Annotated in this window: 13 protein-coding genes; 8 read left to right on the top strand and 5 right to left on the bottom strand. The window is 44.5% G+C overall.

What is annotated here, in order from left to right; all coding sequences use genetic code 11:
* Positions 1–419 precede the first annotated feature (419 nt).
* From argH to ACYQ28_RS00320, 6 genes are all read left to right on the top strand, one after another.
* A complete protein-coding gene (argH, locus tag ACYQ28_RS00345) occupies positions 420–1817 on the top strand; it encodes an argininosuccinate lyase (protein WP_460047263.1) in 1398 nt (465 codons plus the stop codon).
* A 48-nt stretch (positions 1818–1865) separates the two neighbouring features.
* Positions 1866–4715, top strand: a complete 2850-nt coding sequence (locus tag ACYQ28_RS00340; RefSeq protein WP_460047262.1) for a class I adenylate cyclase — start codon at positions 1866–1868, stop codon at positions 4713–4715.
* Between the two features lie 244 nt (positions 4716–4959).
* On the top strand, positions 4960–5133 hold the full coding sequence (gene lptM, locus ACYQ28_RS00335; RefSeq protein WP_460047261.1) for an LPS translocon maturation chaperone LptM: 174 nt from the start codon (positions 4960–4962) through the stop codon (positions 5131–5133).
* 52 nt (positions 5134–5185) lie between these two features.
* A complete protein-coding gene (gene lysA, locus ACYQ28_RS00330; protein ID WP_460047260.1) occupies positions 5186–6433 on the top strand; it encodes a diaminopimelate decarboxylase in 1248 nt (415 codons plus the stop codon).
* Between the two features lie 2 nt (positions 6434–6435).
* Positions 6436–7266 carry a diaminopimelate epimerase gene (gene dapF, locus ACYQ28_RS00325; RefSeq protein WP_460047259.1) on the top strand — a complete coding sequence of 277 codons (831 nt, stop codon included), beginning with the start codon at positions 6436–6438 and terminating at the stop codon, positions 7264–7266.
* Positions 7263–7949, top strand: coding sequence for a DUF484 family protein (locus tag ACYQ28_RS00320; RefSeq protein ID WP_460047258.1), 687 nt, complete (start codon positions 7263–7265; stop codon positions 7947–7949). The genes dapF and ACYQ28_RS00320 overlap by 4 nt, the downstream gene beginning before the upstream one ends.
* 43 nt (positions 7950–7992) lie before the next feature.
* On the opposite strand, the gene ACYQ28_RS00315 is transcribed toward ACYQ28_RS00320, so the two are convergent.
* From ACYQ28_RS00315 to ACYQ28_RS00295, 5 genes are all read right to left on the bottom strand, one after another.
* Positions 7993–8277 carry a hypothetical protein gene (locus ACYQ28_RS00315; RefSeq protein ID WP_460047257.1) on the bottom strand — a complete coding sequence of 95 codons (285 nt, stop codon included), beginning with the start codon at positions 8275–8277 and terminating at the stop codon, positions 7993–7995.
* Positions 8278–8609: 332 nt separating this feature from the next.
* Positions 8610–8948: a P-II family nitrogen regulator gene (locus tag ACYQ28_RS00310; protein WP_460047256.1), complete on the bottom strand. Its 339-nt coding sequence runs from the start codon at positions 8946–8948 to the stop codon at positions 8610–8612.
* Between the two features lie 399 nt (positions 8949–9347).
* Positions 9348–10583 carry an ammonium transporter gene (locus ACYQ28_RS00305; RefSeq protein ID WP_460047255.1) on the bottom strand — a complete coding sequence of 412 codons (1236 nt, stop codon included), beginning with the start codon at positions 10581–10583 and terminating at the stop codon, positions 9348–9350.
* A 63-nt stretch (positions 10584–10646) separates the two neighbouring features.
* A complete protein-coding gene (gene glnK, locus ACYQ28_RS00300; RefSeq protein ID WP_460047254.1) occupies positions 10647–10985 on the bottom strand; it encodes a P-II family nitrogen regulator in 339 nt (112 codons plus the stop codon).
* 258 nt (positions 10986–11243) lie between these two features.
* Positions 11244–11933 (bottom strand): TorF family putative porin, encoded by a 690-nt coding sequence (locus ACYQ28_RS00295; protein WP_460047253.1) that lies wholly within the window; start codon positions 11931–11933, stop codon positions 11244–11246.
* Between the two features lie 829 nt (positions 11934–12762).
* Here ACYQ28_RS00295 and ACYQ28_RS00290 point away from each other — a divergent pair.
* Together ACYQ28_RS00290 and ACYQ28_RS00285 are read left to right on the top strand one after the other, a co-directional pair.
* Positions 12763–12981 (top strand): accessory factor UbiK family protein, encoded by a 219-nt coding sequence (locus tag ACYQ28_RS00290; protein ID WP_460047252.1) that lies wholly within the window; start codon positions 12763–12765, stop codon positions 12979–12981.
* A gap of 282 nt (positions 12982–13263) precedes the next feature.
* Positions 13264–14349 (top strand): methyl-accepting chemotaxis protein, encoded by a 1086-nt coding sequence (locus ACYQ28_RS00285; RefSeq protein ID WP_460047251.1) that lies wholly within the window; start codon positions 13264–13266, stop codon positions 14347–14349.
* Positions 14350–14407 lie beyond the last annotated feature (58 nt).

The raw sequence follows: 14407 nt of genomic DNA, 5'->3' as shown, positions 1-14407 counted from the left end.
TAAAGATTTAACGCTTTTAAAAAAGTGACGACGGGTAATTTTTTTGAAAACTCATTTCACTTTACGTCATTACGCGGGCGTTTATTCAATTATTCGCGTAATTTGATTAAACTCTTAACAGAATCTCTGATTAACTCATCCATGATTTAATCAAGGGGCAGAAATTGACAATGCGATTTCCAATTTCTCCACGATTTCAATCACTTACAGTTTTTGAAATTGCCGACACATCCGTGTGTCGCCGGAAACTCTAGCGTCTATGTTGATTCGACTTAAATGGCTACACTGACGCTACTTTCTATTGATGAATTTTACTAACCGCAAGCTGATCCGTTTGCCAACGAATTTAAACCGTTATCCGAGCAAGAATCACGGGAAGAAATCCCTGCACTGCTTTTCTTAATACAAGGCCAGTATCCATGTCTTCAGACTCATCGACCAATCAACAATGGGGCGGACGCTTCAGCGAACCTACCGACGCTTTTGTACAACGCTTTACCGCTTCTGTGGATTTTGACCAACGCATGTACAAACAAGACATCGAAGGTTCCATCGCCCACGCGACCATGCTCGCTAAGGTTGGAGTTCTCACCAATGAGGAACGCGACCAAATTATTACGGGCTTGCGTCAGGTAGAAGAGGAAATTACCAACGGCACTTTCCAATGGAGTGTTGAGCTTGAAGACGTGCACATGAACATTGAAGCGCGTTTAACTCAGTTGATTGGGATTACGGGTAAGAAGTTACATACTGGCCGCTCTCGTAATGATCAGGTCGCAACCGATATTCGCTTATACCTTCGCGCTGAAATTGATTTGATTAACGAAGAACTAAAGCGCCTACAGACCGGCCTTTTAGACTTGGCCGAGCGTGAAGCCGAGACCATTATGCCAGGCTTTACACATCTACAAACCGCTCAGCCTGTGACCTTTGGTCATCATCTGTTAGCGTGGTTTGAAATGCTCAAACGCGACGCCGACCGTTTGGCAGACTGCCGTAAGCGACTTAATCAATCGCCACTTGGTGCCGCGGCCTTAGCAGGAACTAGTTATCCCATTGATCGCGCTTATACTGCTGAACTGTTAGGCTTTAGCAAACCGACCGAAAACTCGTTAGATTCCGTATCGGATCGCGATTTCGCCATCGAATTCTGCGCGTTTGCGAGCATTTTGTTCACGCACCTATCACGCGCCTCTGAAGAATTGATTCTTTGGACGTCGGCACAATTCAATTTTATCAATTTACCCGACCGCTTCTGTACCGGCTCATCCATTATGCCGCAGAAGAAAAACCCCGACGTACCCGAGCTTGTTCGCGGCAAAACTGGTCGTATTCACGGTCATTTGATTGCACTTTTAACGTTGATGAAATCTCAACCCTTGGCCTACAACAAAGACAACCAAGAAGACAAAGAACCAGTTTTCGACGCTGTTGACACGGTGAAAGACTGTTTACGTGCCTTTGCCGATATGATTCCGGCCATTGAAGCGAAAAAAGACTCTATGTACGAATCGGCCAAACGTGGCTACGCCACTGCTACCGACCTTGCCGATTATTTGGTTCTTAAAGGTTTGCCATTTAGAGATGCGCATGAAGTTGTTGGCCGATCGGTTGCCTTTGCGCTTGAAAAGAATTTAGATTTATACGAACTGGAGCTCGAACAGCTACAACAATTCTCAGATATTATTGGTGAAGATGTATTCGAAGTTCTGACCTTAGAGGGCTCGGTCGCCGCGCGCGATCATTTTGGCGGCACCGCACCCAACCAGGTTCGCCAAGCTATTGCCAGAGCTAGAACCGAAATGAGCCCTTGGTAAAAGGCGCTTTCCATAAATCGCACGCGTGCACAAAACAGATTCACACTTATGAATCAACCCATCGCCAACCCACAGGTTCAGCACGGTTTAGATGCAAAACGTATCACCGAGCTAAAAAACCGCTTTCTTGCCATCAGCGAAGAAAAGTTGGCGCGCACGCGTCTGGAATTAAACGAACGCCAGCAGGTGGTTCTCGACACGTTGGCGGCGCTGTTTCACTACAATCATCCCGCTTTGCCTGGGTATGTGGGCTCTCACACGCCATCCGGTCTGCACGGTTTTTCGATCACCAATCGTAACAAGCTCGCTATTAAACGTTTAGCGAACGATTTTTCGTTCGAAGAACCCAGCCACGATGCGCAAATTCAAGCCTTGTTTGTGATGGGTAGTGTAGGCAGCATCATTCATGGTGGACGCAGCGATATCGATTTGTGGATTTGCCATTCTCCGCAACTCGATGACAACGGTAGAAAACTGCTGCAACAAAAAGGTGATCGCATTAGCCGCTGGGCGGAGGCCTTCGGCGCTGAGCTGCACTGCTTTGTAATGTCGAGCGACGCCTTTAAAACCGGCAATCTTGCCGATTTAGATAATGAATCCAGCGGTAGCTGTCAGCAGTTTTTACTGCTCGACGAGTTTTATCGTTCCGCCATTTGGCTCGGTGGCCGCGTGCCCATGTGGTGGTTTGTTCCACCCCAATTTGAAGGTCACTACGATCACTTTAGTCAAAGCCTGATAAGAACCGGTATTGTAGATAAAAACGATGTTATCGATTTTGGATCGATTGCCAGCGTTCCCGTAGAAGAATTTGTGGGCGCCGGAATTTGGCAGCTCTTTAAAGGCATAGAAGCACCCTACAAATCGGTGCTAAAACTGTTGTTGTTAGAAGTCTATTTGAGCGAATTTCCACGAATTAAAAGTTTGGGGATCGAATTTAAAGAAAAGGTCTACGAAGGCGAGACGCATTTAAATCGACTCGATCCTTATTTGGCACTCTATCAGCGTGTCGATAACTATCTAAAAGGCAGAAAAGAACGCAAACGCTTAGAGTTGGTGCGCCGTAGTTTGTATTTTTTAGCGCATTGTCCGCTAACGCAAAAACCTTCCTCTCTTGGTTGGCAATGGCGATTACTGCAAGAACTCGTGCACGGCTGGGGTTGGCAACACCGGCAATTAGCACGCTTAGACGCGCGTAACAAATGGAAGGCTAATCAGACTAATCTTGAAAAGCAAAATCTGGTGCAGGAGCTCAATCGCAGTTATCGCTACATTTGCGATTTTAGCGCACGCCTGGGCTTAGAAAGTGTTGTTACGCAAGAAGAGATGAGCATTCTGGGTAGAAAGCTCAATGCTGCCTTTGATCGCCGCGCCGGCAAGATAGAATTAATTAACCCAGATATTTCCGCTGACATCAGCGAGCGCTTTTTACTGTTCAAGCGGACAGAACACGCCGACACCGTCGATTCTTGGCAAGTGTTTGGTCTACCAACCAAGACCACCTCACCCACCATTAACTTTTTGCTTAAGCAAACTCACAGCCTTAGCGAGCTGCTTTGCTGGTGTTATTTAAACGGGGTTTATACAACGGAAGCTGAGGTTATTGTTCGCGATAAAAGCTTACAACAAAGCCACATTCTACAATTTATGAGTGCGCTCAAAGCGTGTATTCCGTTGCCATTGGTAAAACCAAAACACACGCAATTTTTAACATTTCCTACGGTTACGCAATTTTTGGTATTTGCGAACCTATCGAATACGGTAGAGCTGAGTAAAGATCAGCGCAGCAATGCCGATTCGAAAGATGTTTTCAGCTACGGCAAAGATCATCTTAATATCGTTCAAACCATTGAGCTTGTGTATGTGAACAGTTGGAACGAGGTCGTTTGTCAAAGCTTCACGCAAAACGCCGTGTCAGAACTGGCAAAACGCTATTTGCAGATTCACTACAATCAGCCCGTTGAACAAAGTGCTCCGGAGGTTTTTGTACAAAGCCCGCATGGAGAGTTTAACTACGCCATTTGCGACCGTCTTAAGGTATTTTTAAAAGACCTACTGGAGCAACTGCACCGCCAGCGTCAACGCGGCCCAGAGGTTGGCTTACGTTATGTCTTTCAAACCGGTGGTAAGTACCATGTACTGCGCTCTTTCCCCAATAAACCTCACGTAGACACCTTCAACAGTCTCGACCAACTTAACGCTGGCCTGCAAAGACCTCAAAGTAAAAATTCGGTGTTGGCTCTTGATCGCAACACGTTGCCAACATCACCTATAAGGCTGGTCATCGAAAACAGTCAGAACGAAGGTATTCATGTTTTTGTGATGCCGTTGGCGCTGCATCGCGCACGCGTATTCTTTGTGGATAACAACAAGAGCATGCTGCAATTGCAGTTTCCCTTTGGCCACCTAGATAACCTGCTGCATTCCATCAGACACTTCATCACCAATGTTTTGAACAAACAACCTCTGTTGAGTGACCGCAGAGCCGATATTGCCGCAACTCCCTTCGCCTGTGATTATCCAATTAGCTTCCATAAGCTCGTGCAAAATAATCATCAATGGGATCATTGTGAACCTATGGAATTGAGCCATCGGGCGCCCACGTTTTCGGAGTTTGAAGTTAAAGCCATTGTCGAACCACTGGGTTCAGATCAATTGCACTATCGCCTGTTTTGCGATCAATTTGAGTTTTCCGGCAGTCTTCAACAGCAAGTGGCCGCGGTTCGACAATTTATTTTGTCTCAGCGTAAAGGTGATAAACACTATCCTTGCTACCTATCCGACGTGGATATTTCTCTGTGTCGCGAGCAAATTAATCACGGTGGCGATTTGCTGTTAAGTCATTATTTGATGGTCAAAAACGATATTGAGCAAAAACTTAACTCCACTCTGGTTCGCTAGCTTTCATTGCACAAAAACGTTGATCAGTCCCGAGTTGCCACAATACCGAAATGTGTTATTAACACAACTTATCGTAAGCTACTGAAATTACAGAGAAAGTGAGTATTTCTGCAATTCTTTCTTCCTTTCGGTTCGGTCATACCATAAATAATCCACAGATCTGATTGCTTAACCCGCATCCAAATTGTGCGCATTTGTCGCGCGTTTGATATACTTTGAGGCTATTTTTTGTGGTCATCAAAACATGTTTAAGAATTTCTTCTCCAGCATTCGAAATATGCGTTTAACGTTCGCTAAACGGCTCGCATTGGCGACAACCGTGCTGGTGTACTGCGTTGTAGTGTCTGGGTGTGGCCAAACCGGCCCGCTTTATTTACCCGAAGACAAACCAGAAACACCAAAAACCACCTCAAAATAACGTTTTGCCCAGACTTATTTAGACCTGAACTTTTTGCTTTACCGGATTAATCATGACCCAATTCACCGAGAATAACGGTGCGCTGTTCGTAGACAACCTATCTGTCGCTGAACTTGCCAAAGCCTACGGAACACCTTTGTACATCTACAGCCAAACGGCTATCACACAAGCGTTTAATGAATTTAAAAACGCACTGGGTGACTTTCCATCACTGACTTGTTACGCCGTTAAAGCTAACTCCAATCTTTCTATCTTGAAAGTTCTGGCCGATCTCGGCAGTGGCTTTGATATTGTTTCATTGGGTGAGCTGGAGAGAGTTCTCAAAGCTGGCGGCGATCCGGCCAAGATCGTGTTCTCTGGTGTGGGTAAGTCGGTACAAGAAATGAAACGCGCCTTAGAGGTCGGTGTTGCGTGCTTTAATGTCGAATCTGAGGCCGAACTTGAGCGTTTGAGTGATGTTGCCGTCGGTGAAGGCAAAACCGCAAAAATTTCTTTGCGTGTAAATCCCGACGTAGATGCGAAAACACACCCTTACATTTCTACGGGGCTTAAAGAAAATAAATTTGGTATCGAGTTCAATCGCGCCATCGACGTATATTTAAAAGCAAAGGCGCTTCCTGGAATTGAGATTGTCGGTATCGACTGCCACATTGGCTCGCAGCTAACACAAGCGACTCCGTTTTTAGACGCGACCGATCGAATTCTCGTACTGGTTGAGCAGCTAAAAAATCATGGCATTGTATTAAAACACATCGATTTAGGCGGTGGTTTGGGTGTTACCTACAAAGACGAAACTCCTCCTGCGGTTGCAGATTACCTGTCGCCAATTCTTGCCAAGCTTAAAGATTTAAAAGTAAGTCTGATGCTTGAACCGGGTCGAGCTATTGTCGCCAACGCCGGTATTTTGGTTACCAAAGTAGAATACTTAAAACCTACCACCGAGAAGAACTTCGCTATTGTTGATGCTGCGATGAACGACAACATCCGACCATCGCTTTACCAAGCGTGGCAAGAAATTCGTCCGGTACAATCCAGTGACGCGACACCAGACACATGGGATATTGTCGGCCCGGTTTGCGAAACCGGAGACTTCTTAGCAAAAGGCAGAACCCTAGCAATCGCTGCGGGAGATTATTTGGCAATGTTTGGTGCTGGCGCTTATTGCTTTAGCATGAGTTCAAATTACAACAGTCGGCCCAGAGCCTGCGAGCTGCTCGTTGACGGTGACACATCGCGAGTTATTCGCCAGCGTGAAAGCTTCGACGATATTATTCGTGGCGAATTGGTTGGTAACGCCTAATCATGAGAATTCGATTTACTAAAATGCATGGCTTGGGTAATGACTTTGTCATGATCGATGCAATCAGTCAGCGCCCAAATTTAACCGCCGAGAACGTTAGAAAACTGTGTGATCGTCGTTTTGGTATTGGCTGCGATCAACTGCTCGTCGTTGATCACCCAACCACTCCTGACATCGATTTTAAATATCGCATCTTCAACTCTGACGGCAGTGAGGTACAAAATTGCGGTAACGGCGCTCGCTGTTTCGCAAAATTTGTTCGCGAGCGAAAACTCACCGGCAAATCGAGAATTTCGGTAGAGACTTGTGCCGGAGTCATGATTTTGGAAGTTAATAAAGATGAAACCGTGCGGGTTAATATGGGTGAACCCATTTTGGCACCTCGCAAGATCCCATTTGCCGCTCCCGAACAGTTAACGAGCTACCCAATCATCGTAGATGATCAGCAATACGAGATCGGTTCGGTATCAATGGGCAATCCACACGCGGTATTATTTATTGATGATACAGAAACAGCTCCGGTTCAAACCCTTGGCGCTAAGCTAGAGTGCCACCCAGATTTTCCAGAAAAGGTGAACGTTAGCTTTGCTCAAGTAATGTCACGAACCGAAGTGAAATATCGCGTCTTTGAACGCGGTGTTGGCGAAACTTTAGCCTGTGGCACAGGCGCTTGCGCCGCGGTTGCTTGCGGCATTGTGCAAGGCAAGCTCGACAACAATGTGACCGTACACCTAAGAGGCGGTGATCTAAAAATTCAGTGGCAAGGTGTAGGCCACCCTCTTTATATGACCGGACCTGCGGTTACCGTATACCATGGCCAGGTAAGAATATGAGCGAGAATCTAGACCCAAATACGTTGCAACCGGCTACGGTTGCTGAGTTTTTAAAACAGAATCCCGATTTTTTTATTGAGTACTCTCAGCTGTTACAGTCCATACGATTGCCCCATGACAGCGGTTCGGCAATTTCGTTGATTGAAAAACAAATCAGTGTACTGCGAGATAAAAACGTTGAACTGCGCCACCGACTGAATGATCTTGTCGAAAATGCCCGCGATAACGATATCTTGTTTGATAAGACTCGACGTTTGGTTCTAGGTTTACTTGAAGCAGAAGATCTCGGCGATTTAGTTGATGCACTTCACTACAGTTTCGATAGTGACTTTCGAGTGCAATACACCAGCTTAATCGTGTTTTCAGACTCGGGAGATGAGCGGATCGGTCCAGCGCGTGTAATGTCGCTAAAAAGTGCGCAAAGAATGTTACCCAGATTTGTCCGCCTAAACAAAACTCTGTGTGGGCAATTCTCTCCTGAAGACCTTGCGGAGCTCTTCCCAAAGAACTACGCTCAAATTGGCTCCTGCGCAGTAACACCACTATCAAATGGATACCCGTTGGGTGTGCTCGCCATTGCCAACTCAGACCCCAATTATTACCGCTCCAGCATGGGCACTTTGTTTTTAAGCTATATTGCCGAAGTGCTGAATCGTTGCTTGCCAAGAGTACTAGAGAACTGACCGCCACAGATAAGCAAAAATGCCTATCTGTGGCAACGAGTGACTATATCGGTCGGCTACCGTAATTACTCGAAGGTTTTTGTGGAGGATCACCACTCACATTAGACTCAATGTGATTGATTTTTCCGCCACGAGAAAGAAATTCTTCAATTTGCTGTTGAAGTTCTAGGCGTTCTTTCTCTTTCGCCGTCAAACTATAATCAACATCTATGTCATGAGAGTCGCTATCTGATTCAGATTCGGATGCAGACTCAGATAGATCATCATCAGAGCCGGCTTCAATGTCCGCAGAATCATCTTCGAATTCATCTACAGCTTCGTCGACCATATATCACCTTTTAAAATACAAATAAGCGGTTACAAATATGAGTGCTTGGTATTAAGAACAGTATTTATAGCGCAACTTTTGGAATTTTTACTCAGTTTTCATCGATATTTTTTAGTTTTTTTATTTATAAAAAGCATAATAAAAAGCTAAAAAATGTATATCTAAAAACCTGAGTAAGAACGCGATATTAGCAGTCTTCGAATATTAACGGCGAGTAGAAAAAATCCTGAATATCAGACGATTTAATGCGCAAAAAGAAGGGACGTCTTTTGGGACGTAAAGGTAGATAAAGCTTCCCGCAGGTTACGGGAAGCAGCAGGTAGGTACCGAAGTTAAACCGCGTCTGCGCCAGTTTCACCGGTTCTGATACGTACAATCTCATCAAGTGAGGTAATAAAGATTTTACCGTCACCAATTTTACCAGTTTGCGCAGCTTTAGTAATCGCGTCCACCGCTTGCTCGACCACAGAGTCATCAACGGCCAGTTCAATTTTTACCTTAGGCAGAAAATCAACCACATACTCAGCACCGCGATAGAGTTCGGTGTGACCCATTTGGCGACCAAATCCTTTCACTTCGGTTACGGTCATACCTTGTACACCGACTTCAGACAAAGCACTGCGTACATCATCGAGTTTAAATGGCTTGATAACAGCGGTGATCAACTTCATTTATGTATCCTTTATAGTAATTTTTCTTACTTGTTTGGCCTTACGCACTGTCCGAAGTTTAAGCGTTGGTAACAATATTATGCGCCTATTTGTTAAACCTTAACATACAATGACGCGATTTCCAGAACCGGGGATTGTGCGCTTACAGAATTATCTCCGATTTCCAGTCTTGCAACAACGGACTGCCTGTACGACCGACCCACAACCAGTTAATTCCTAAATCCAATCTTTTAAATAGCTTCAAATCAGAAGCCAGATTCAACTACGATCTATTCAACTACTATCTAATAGTACTGATGAATAATTTAACTGATCTAGATTAAAGTTGTGTTTAAAAACACTGAGATGTTAGAACAAAAAAGCCCGCATTAAGCGGGCTTTTTTTTGCAGAATGGGAAATTATTTTCCAGTGAACTCAGGGTACGCTTCCATACCACATTCAGAGATATCAACACCTTCAAACTCTTCTTCTTCGCTTACGCGAACACCCATGATTAATTTGATGATGTACCAAACAACCAAGCTGGTTACGAATACCCAAACGAAGATGGTAAGTGCACCAAGAATCTGCATGCCGAAAGATGAGTCGCCATTAGTTAACGGCACAACAAGTAGACCGAAAAGACCAACTACACCGTGTACAGAGATAGCACCTACAGGATCGTCTATTTTCAACTTGTCTAAAACCAAGATTGAGAAGAATACGATCACACCACCAACAGCACCAATAATGGTAGCAACTAGAGGAGATGGAGTGTCTGGACCCGCAGTAATGGCAACCAAACCAGCTAGAGCGCCGTTTATCGCCATAGTAAGGTCAGCTTTGCCAAACATAATACGAGCTACCAAAAGCGCTGCGATCAAACCACCAGCAGCGGCAGCATTGGTATTTAGAAAGATGTTAGCAACTGCAGCCGCATCAGCTTTGGTAGAAACTACAAGCTGAGAACCGCCGTTAAATCCAAACCAACCCATCCATAGAATCAACATACCTAAAGCAGCTAAAGGTAAATTTGAACCAGGAATCGCATTGATTGTGCCGTTAGGGCCGTATTTGCCTTTACGTGGACCAAGTACTAGAACACCTGCAAGAGCTGCCGCAGCACCCGCCATATGAACAATACCGGAGCCAGCGAAGTCTTGGAAGTTAGTTGCATCTTCCATACCCTTGATTTGGAACAGACCAAAAACAGGCTGACCACCCCAAGTCCAACTACCTTCCATTGGGTAGATAACACCGGTCATAACAACTGCGAACAACAAGAATGCCCAAAGCTTCATACGCTCAGCAACAGCACCAGAAACAATAGACATTGCGGTTGCAACGAATACAACTTGGAAAAAGAAGTCAGCCGCGTTGGCATAACTTAACCCTGCATCACCACCAATACCCGATAGGAAAAATCCAAAATTGTTACCTGAGTACATTATTTCATAGCCACACACCAAGAACATGGTGCAAGCAATCGCAAATAACGCAACGTTTTTAGTTAAAATCTCAGTGGTGTTTTTGGCGCGAACCAAGCCTGACTCCAGCATGGCAAAACCCGCCGCCATCCACATCACTAACGCTCCGCACACAAGAAAATAGAATGTGTCCAGAGCGTACTGGAGTTCATAAACATTGTTTTCCATAGCAGATCCCCAAGGCTCCAATTTATCGATTTTTTAAAACAAAATTCAGCATTAACTAGCTGCTTACAGCGCGTCTTCGCCAGACTCACCAGTACGAATTCGAATAACCTGTTCTAGGTTTGAAACGAAGATTTTGCCATCTCCGATTTTGCCGCTGTGAGCGGCTTTGCTAACGGCCTCAACAACTGCTTCTAGTTGATCATCGGAAACCGCTACTTCGAGTTTGGTTTTCGGCAGGAAGTCAACAACATACTCCGCGCCGCGGTATAACTCGGTGTGACCTTTTTGGCGACCAAAGCCTTTCACTTCAGTAACCGTAATACCCTGAACACCGATATCGGATAGAGCTTCTCTAACAGCGTCCAATTTGAACGGCTTGATAACCGCGGTAACTAATTTCATATTTATCCCCTAAAAATGTGCTTTAAGTTTGCCAGCGTGAAACGCTCGATTGTTGCTCAGACAGTTGGTGCAATATTTGGAAGCAACCACCCATTGCGAAAACTTGTTAGCCCCGCGAACAATTTCATCGATGTTAGGTTCGGTTGACCTGAGTCTGCACCACCACATCCGAACTTATATCTCTCTCTAAAAAATTAGAGTTTTGAATGTTGCAATCGCTAGGGGTCAAAATGCCGCGCTAAAAGCGCGGCAAATAACTTAGAAAGTTTTGGTCCAAGAAATCCACGCTAATGGATCTTCTTCACCAGACTCTTCGTCAGCGTCGCTTAGAGAAATGGTAATGTCACCCCAATCTCCGTATGACTTAGATAGATCAACTTGGAAGTAACCGTAACTGCCTACACCTTGCTCATCTAAAACAGCATCGCCGTCGTGGTCGAAATCGTAGTAACCGTAAGTAAGGCCCAAGCCCCAGTCGTTACCTAGATCAAAACCTGCACCGAAGTAGTAGTGCACGTCACCTTCTACAAATCTTTCAGGCTCATCAACTTCGCTGTTTACAGTGTAAGCAACGCCAGCGCTGAATATGTTGTAGCTAAAATCAAGTAAGACTTCACCGAAGTTAATATCGTCGGTAGTTGGGTACAAGTAGTAGTTATAAGTAACGCTATAACCTAAATCACCAGCTTCACCGGCGTAACCTAAGTACAAATCCACTTCGTTACTGCCGAAGTCAGTATTTGATAACCAAGTACCTGCGAAGAAGCCACTTTCGTCTGTGTAATCGATACCACCAGAAATTGCAGCACCATTTGCGGTTTGAGTGACACCACGCCAAACGTAGTCGCTTGATAAACCGATATTGGTACTTACTTCTGCCATGGCAGTTGTTGAACCCAATACAACAGCAGCGACAGCTCCAGCCATCAAACTTTTTGCCAATTTCATTCGTTGAGTCTCCAAAAGTGTGCTCTTTGATCTTGTAATTTTGACCGAGTATTTCTAAAAGAAGTGAGATAATCAGCCCGCTCACCGATTTAGCACTTGACATGCCAAAAGCACTTTTTTCATGCATTACAAAGACTTACCGCCATGTTCTCACCACTGCGGGCGCGCCCATATTGGTAATGCTTATAACGAAATGCATTAAATTGCGACAAATATCACGTACAAGTACATTTACAGTGCGTGTGAACTATAAACAAAGAGTTTGGTATTTTCACCAGTAGATTTTTCATTAATGGAACTATCCATCAAATCAAAACATCACCAAAAAAGGTCACTTTGTGATCAAATCTCTTCTAAAAACTCAAAAAACTTTAATTTTCTTAGAATTTAGAAAGATATCTTGAAGGGAAACCGCAAATAGGAAGCACCAAAATAATGCAAATCAATGATTTGATCAGCCAATTCAGGGCAGTAATACTTTATGAACTAAATCAGAAAATTAAACACTCATGAAAAATAATTAGATAGCTTGAGCTATATCCAAAAAAACCTCACCAAAACCAAGCCCGCAAATACGCCCAAAAACTGTTTACCTAAACCAAATACTGTTTACCTAAAAGAGCTCTCATTAACTCCGCCATGATTTAATCAAAGGACAAAAGTTAAAACGCGCTTTCCATTTTCTTCTCAACTTCAATTACCTACGACTCTTGGAGTTGCTAACACCTTACTGTATTGCGAAAACATTGGTAGCGAACGTTTTTAAAAACCGCAGGCATAATGACATAATAGCCAACTTCCTATTAACGATGACATTCGGCCTCAGTTTATGAATCCATTTGAAGATCTAATTAATAAAATACCGAATCCTCTCTCTAATCCTGTATTCGACTCCATCATTGAGAAAGTCATCCAAGAACACAAATTAGTAAGCCGAGTTGAATTCGATGCTCAAACCAAGGTACTGGAACAAACAGAAGCACGAGTCAAAGAATTAGAAGCGCTCGTTACAGCACTTGAACTAAAGCTTTCTAGCCAGCAAAGTTAAGGCAATGCGTTTGGCGCCCAATGTAAAGGGCGCTGCTTTAGAAGATCACATAATCGCGAGCAACTGCACAGAGCGCGCATTTTGTTCAGGCGTGAACAAAATACAGTTTTAGTGCCCTGCCTGATGAACGCCTTCCGCCTGATTCCGATCTAAACTCACCCCTAGATTCAATGCGATATTACTGATCTACACCTCTTCTCCTAGAAAACCGAAAAACAGGCATAAATAGCTTTTAACGACTACGCTTACTATTCATCTCTCTTGCGCCAAGGTAGCCAACGAATGTTTGTACTAGCGTCGTCGCTCACGAAACAACAATCCGAAAATGAGCAGTTAAGCCGAAAGATCCGAGAACTAGAAGACGAGTTATCGTCATTGCGGATGGAAAACCAAGCTCTCAGCGTGCAAGCGGATGATTCAGGCAGCTCACCACAATCGTTATTCAAAGATCAACTTATTCACAACCTGTTGAGATCGCTCTACCAAATCAGTGGTATTCGTCAAACTGCGTTCGAGTCTTTTGAACGCGTAGAGAAGCAGACAACCACGGTAGCCAGTATCAATAACTTGTTCGACGTTTCCTCAACGTCTCTCCACGATATTATTCGTTCAATGCAAGGAATGGGGCATCGTATGTCTGGCATGACAACCAGTATTGCCGGGCTTTCAGATACCGCGGGAAGCATCAACGATTTCGTATCGACTATCACAAGCATTTCCGATCAAACCAACTTGCTCGCTTTAAACGCAGCTATCGAGGCCGCACGCGCCGGTGATTCAGGACGGGGTTTTAGTGTGGTGGCCGATGAGGTGAGATCGCTTGCTAACGAAACCAATAAATCCGCGAGTGAAGTTTCAGAGTTGGTCAAAAACATCATTAATTCGACCAAGTCTGCTGTGGTTTCTGTTGATGAAATCAAATCCAACAACGAAGAGCTTTCTTCAGGGGTTACCAACCTAAACCAGCACTATTCTTTGATCGTTGATAACTGTAAGTCGATCACCAACACAATCACCGAATCAGCACACAAGTCTTTTATACAGACCGTTAAACTCGATCATATTGTGTGGAAGGGAGACGTCTATGCTTGCGTTTCTGGTGAATCGTCGAAATCTATCAGTGAATTTACCAACCACCACAGTTGCCGATTGGGTCAATGGTGCGACCAGCAAAATCACACGCCTGTTGGTCAAAAACCCGCCTTCAAAAAACTCCATACTCCGCATCAAGAGATACACAACCACGGAGTTGCGGCATTGGAAGCCTCCAGAAATGGCGATCAGAAAAAAGTTGTGGAACATTTAAGCTTGATGGAATCCGCCAGCGAAAAAATGATGTCCTTACTGGAGGAACTGAGCAAGACTTGATAAACACAAGTAAAAGAAGCCGATAAAGTCTATTGATCCATACAGACGTCTTCAGTCT

The sequence above is a fragment of the Sessilibacter sp. MAH1 genome (assembly GCF_054658315.1).
The sequence above is the reverse complement of the archived record's forward strand: the minus strand, read 5'-3'. Positions and strand labels throughout refer to the sequence as shown.

What these genes read in the sequence shown, in the direction of transcription:
- argH (WP_460047263.1), top strand. Translation starts at nt 420, where the DNA reads ATGTCTTCAGACTCATCGACCAATCAACAATGGGGCGGACGCTTCAGC.
- ACYQ28_RS00340 (WP_460047262.1), top strand. Translation starts at nt 1,866, where the DNA reads ATGAATCAACCCATCGCCAACCCACAGGTTCAGCACGGTTTAGATGCA.
- lptM (WP_460047261.1), top strand. Translation starts at nt 4,960, where the DNA reads ATGTTTAAGAATTTCTTCTCCAGCATTCGAAATATGCGTTTAACGTTC.
- lysA (WP_460047260.1), top strand. Translation starts at nt 5,186, where the DNA reads ATGACCCAATTCACCGAGAATAACGGTGCGCTGTTCGTAGACAACCTA.
- dapF (WP_460047259.1), top strand. Translation starts at nt 6,436, where the DNA reads ATGAGAATTCGATTTACTAAAATGCATGGCTTGGGTAATGACTTTGTC.
- ACYQ28_RS00320 (WP_460047258.1), top strand. Translation starts at nt 7,263, where the DNA reads ATGAGCGAGAATCTAGACCCAAATACGTTGCAACCGGCTACGGTTGCT.
- ACYQ28_RS00315 (WP_460047257.1), bottom strand. Translation starts at nt 8,277, where the DNA reads ATGGTCGACGAAGCTGTAGATGAATTCGAAGATGATTCTGCGGACATT.
- ACYQ28_RS00310 (WP_460047256.1), bottom strand. Translation starts at nt 8,948, where the DNA reads ATGAAGTTGATCACCGCTGTTATCAAGCCATTTAAACTCGATGATGTA.
- ACYQ28_RS00305 (WP_460047255.1), bottom strand. Translation starts at nt 10,583, where the DNA reads ATGGAAAACAATGTTTATGAACTCCAGTACGCTCTGGACACATTCTAT.
- glnK (WP_460047254.1), bottom strand. Translation starts at nt 10,985, where the DNA reads ATGAAATTAGTTACCGCGGTTATCAAGCCGTTCAAATTGGACGCTGTT.
- ACYQ28_RS00295 (WP_460047253.1), bottom strand. Translation starts at nt 11,933, where the DNA reads ATGAAATTGGCAAAAAGTTTGATGGCTGGAGCTGTCGCTGCTGTTGTA.
- ACYQ28_RS00290 (WP_460047252.1), top strand. Translation starts at nt 12,763, where the DNA reads ATGAATCCATTTGAAGATCTAATTAATAAAATACCGAATCCTCTCTCT.
- ACYQ28_RS00285 (WP_460047251.1), top strand. Translation starts at nt 13,264, where the DNA reads ATGTTTGTACTAGCGTCGTCGCTCACGAAACAACAATCCGAAAATGAG.